This window comes from Streptomyces sp. NPDC006450 (assembly GCF_040612195.1).
Taxonomy (GTDB): Bacteria; Actinomycetota; Actinomycetes; order Streptomycetales; family Streptomycetaceae; genus Streptomyces.
Window position 1 is genome coordinate 1 of sequence record NZ_JBEXPT010000224.1, and the last position, 4497, is coordinate 4497.

1 protein-coding gene is annotated in these 4497 nt (G+C 71.6%); it reads left to right on the forward strand.

Annotation, left to right across the window (positions count from 1 at the left end; translation table 11 throughout):
- Positions 1–12: 12 nt before the first annotated feature.
- Positions 13–4497, forward strand: a 4485-nt coding sequence (locus ABZY57_RS32080; protein WP_356517957.1) for a type I polyketide synthase, incomplete at its 3' end; no start/stop codon positions are given.

Here is a 4497-nt window from a genome sequence, read left to right on the forward strand (position 1 = left end):
GTCGCGGCGGATGTGAGTGATCCCGACGCGGTGGCCGGTGTGCTGTCGGGGATCCCTGCGGAGCACCCGCTGAGCGCCGTCGTCCACACCGCCGGGATCGTCGAGGACGGCGTCATCGCCAACCTGACCCCCGAACAGGTGGACCGGGTCTTCGCCCCGAAGGCTGACGCGGCCTGGCACCTGCACGAGCAGACCGCCGGCCTCGACCTCGACGCCTTCATCCTCTACTCCTCCGCGTCCGGCTTCCTCGACGGCGCCGGGCAGGGCAACTACGCCGCGGCGAACACCTTCCTCGATGCCCTCGCCGGACACCGCCGCTCCCTCGGACTGCCCGCCACCTCACTCGCGTGGGGCCTGTGGACCGGCGGCTCCGGCATGGGCGGCGAACTCGACGAGGCCGCACTCCAGCGCGCCCGTCGCATCGGCCTGCAAGGACTCTCGCCCAGCGAGAACCTCGACCTCTTCGACCAGGCCCTCACCGCCGATCTGGCTGCCGTGGCCCCGCTGAGCATCGACACCCGCGCTCTGGCGGCGGGCAGCCAGGAGATCCCGGCCGTACTGCGCGGACTCGTACGCCGCCCCGTACGCCGGGACTCCCGGGCCGGCAGCGCCCCCGGGCAGTCCCTCGCCCGGCGACTCGCCGGACTCGACGACACCGAACGCGCCGAGTTCCTCCTGGGCCTCGTACGCGGCCAGGCCGCCGAGATCCTCGGACACGCCGGCCCGGAGGAAGTCGACCCGGCCCGCCCGTTCACCGACCTCGGGTTCGACTCGCTCGCCGCCGTCGAACTGCGCAACAGGCTCAACTCCGTCGCGGGGCTGCGCCTGCCCGCCACGCTCACCTTCGACTACCCCACTCCCGTCGCCCTCGCCGGCCACCTCGCCTCGACGGCGGAGCGGACCCCGCAGCGGCCGCGGCCGGCCGTCGCGGCGACCAACACCGACGAGGACCCCGTGGTCATCGTCGGCATGGCCTGCCGCTACCCCGGAGACGTGACCTCGCCCGAGGACCTGTGGCAGCTCGTCGCCGAGGGCCGCGACGTCATCTCGGCCTTCCCCGCCGACCGCGGCTGGCCGCGCAGCCTGTACGACCCCCAACCGGGCACGCCCGGCAAGAGCTACACGCGGGAAGGCGGCTTCCTCCACGACGCGGCCCAGTTCGACCCCGAGTTCTTCGGGATCAGCCCCCGCGAGGCCCAGGCCATGGACCCGCAGCAGCGCCTGCTGCTGGAGACGTCATGGGAGACCCTGGAGCGTGCCGGGATCGACCCCGCCACCCTCAAGGGCAGCGACACCGGCATGTTCGCCGGCGTCATGTACCACGACTGGGGCCTGCGCTCGGGCCCGCTGCCCGAGGACATCGCCGCCTACCACGGCAACGGCAGCCTCGCCAGCGTGGTGTCCGGCCGGGTGGCCTACACCCTCGGCCTCGAAGGCCCCGCCGTCACCATCGACACCGCCTGCTCCTCGTCGCTGGTCGCCATCCACTGGGCGATGCAGGCGCTGCGGGCCGGGGAGTGCTCGCTGGCACTGGCCGGTGGCGTGACGGTCATGTCCACCCCCGACACGTTCGTGGACATGAGCCGCCAACGCGGCCTCGCGGCCGACGGCCGCTGCAAGTCCTTCGGAGCGGGCGCGGACGGCGTCGGATGGTCGGAGGGTGTGGGCCTGCTGCTCCTGGAGCGTCTGTCGGATGCGGAGCGGAACGGTCACAAGGTTCTGGCGGTGATCAAGGGCAGTGCGGTCAATCAGGACGGCGCGAGCAATGGTCTGACGGCGCCGAACGGTCCTTCGCAGCAGCGGGTGATCCGGCAGGCCCTGGCCAATGCCCGGCTGTCGGCCTCGGACGTCGACGCGGTGGAGGGCCACGGCACTGGTACGACGCTGGGCGACCCGATCGAGGCGCAGGCGCTGTTGGCGACGTACGGTCAGGAGCGGCCGGGCGATGCCCCGCTGTGGCTGGGGTCGCTGAAGTCGAACATGGGCCACGCCCAGGCGGCGGCCGGTGTCGGCGGGATCATCAAGATGGTCATGGCGATGCGGCACGGCGTGCTGCCCCGCTCCCTCCACAGCGACGAGCCGTCCTCGCAGGTCGACTGGGAGTCCGGCGCGGTCCGCCTCCTCGACCAGGCTGTGGAGTGGCCGGCGGCGCAGACGCCGCGTCGTGCGGGTGTGTCCTCCTTCGGGATCAGCGGCACGAATGCGCATGTGATCGTGGAGGAGCCGCCGGCGGCCCCGGGGACCGAGGCGGCGGCTACCGCTGTGGTGGATGCTCCGGTCGTGGGTGTGGTGCCGGTGGTGGTGTCGGCGAAGTCGGCGGTGGCGCTGCGGGGTCAGGCTGAGCGGCTTCGCGAGTACGTTGCTTCGGATGTGTCGCTGAGGCTTGCTGATGTTGCGTTCTCGCAGGTGGTGACGCGTGCGGGTCTTGAGCACCGTGCGGTGGTTCTGGCTGCGGATGTCGAGGAACTGGCTGCTGGGCTTGAGGTGGTGGCGGCGGGGCGTGGTGACGCGTCGGTCGTGGTGGGTGCGGTGCGGTCGGGTGGCCGGTTGGCGTTCGCGTTCTCGGGTCAGGGTTCGCAGCGGTCGGGTATGGGTGCGGGTCTTGTGGCTCGGTTCCCGGTGTTCCGTGAGGCTCTGGTCGAGGTGTGCGGGCTGCTCGATGCTCAACTGGACGTGTCTGTAGGCCCGTTGCTGCTGGATGGTGAGTCGGGTTCTGAGGTGTGGGGGACGGGGGTTTCGCAGCCTGCGGTGTTCGCGCTTCAGGTGGCTCTGGCGCGGTTGTGGGCGTCGTGGGGTGTTCTGCCTGATGTTGTGGCGGGCCACTCCGTGGGTGAGATTGCCGCAGCGCACATCGCCGGTGTGCTTTCACTGGCGGATGCGTGCTCTCTGGTGGCGGCGCGTGGTCGTCTGATGCAGGCCCTGCCGGCGGGCGGGGCGATGCTGGCGGTCGAGGCCACGGAAGGCGAGCTGGTCGAGGCGCTGGCCGGGCTCGTTGATGTGGGTGTGGCTGCGGTGAACGGGCCGCGTTCGGTGGTGGCGTCGGGTCCCCGTGAATCGCTTGCCCCGATCGAGGAGCGTTTCCGGGCTGAGGGTCGTCGGGTGCGTTGGCTGGAGGTCAGTCACGCTTTCCACTCTCCGCTGATGGAGCCGATGATCGAGCCGTTCCGCAAGGTGGTGGAAGGACTCGACTTCCAGCCGGCCAAGGTGTCGGCCGTCTCCACGGTCACCGGAGCTCCGGATGCCGCGTGGCAGGACCCGGAGTACTGGATCGAGCACGTCCTGCGCCCGGTCCGCTTCGCGGACGCGGTCTCGGCCCTGAACGGTCTGGGCGTCTCCCGTTTCCTGGAGATCGGCCCGCAGGGCGTTCTGTCGGCGCTGACCCAGCAGTCCCTCCCGGACGATTCCCGCGCCGTGGTGGTACCGAGCCTGCGCGCGGACAAGGACGAAGCCGAATCGGTCCTCGCCGCTTTGGCCCGCCTCCACGTCTCCGGCACGACCGTCGACTGGGAGGCGTTCTACGCCGAGCACGCCCCGGCCCGGATCGACCTGCCCACGTACGCCTTCCAGCGCGACCGCTACTGGATCGATCTCCCCGGGACTGCTGCAGGGGACCTTGACGCGGCAGGTCTGGACGCGGTCGGCCATCCCATCCTGAGCGCCTCGGTCGCTTCGCCGGAGTCCGGTGAGCTAGTGCTCACCGGCCGGCTGTCCTCCGACGCCCAGCCGTGGCTCGCCGACCACGTGGTCTTGGGCAACGTCCTCTTCCCGGGCACCGGTTTCGTCGAGCTCGCCCTGCGCGCGGCCGGGGAGGTGGGCTGCACCCGCGTCGACGAGCTCACGCTGGAGGCGCCGCTGCTGCTCCCGGACGGGGAGAGCGCCGCGGTGCAGGTCGTCCTCGGAGCGCCCGACGCGTCCGGGACCCGCACGATCGCCATCCATTCCCGCCTCGGCGATGCGGCCCTCGCCTGGGTCAGGCACGCCTCGGGCACCCTCTCGTCCGCAGACGCGGAGCAGGACTCCGCTGCCGCGGTGGACCTCGGGGTCTGGCCCCCGGAGGACGCGGACGAGCTCGACGTGAGCAACGCCTACGGGTTCCTCGCGGAGCGGGGGTACGGCTACGGCCCGGTCTTCCAGGGCCTCAAGGCGGCCTGGCGGCGCGGCGACGACGTCTTCGCCGAGGTCGCCCTCCCGGAGTCCTCGGTCTCCGACTCCCGCGCCTACGGGCTGCACCCGGCGCTGCTCGACACCGCCATGCACGTGGACCTGCTGTTGGACGACCCCGACGGCACCGAGAAGGTGACGCTGCTCCCGTTCTCCTGGAACGGGGTGACGCTCCACACCGCCGGCGCGGCGACGCTGCGCGTGCACATCCGACGCATCCGGGGCGAGGAGGTCTCGGCCATCACCGTTGCGGATGGTGTGGGTGTGCCGGTTGCGGTGGTGGGTTCGTTGGTGTCGCGTGCGGTGTCGGCGGAGCAGTTGGTTGTGGCGGGTCGT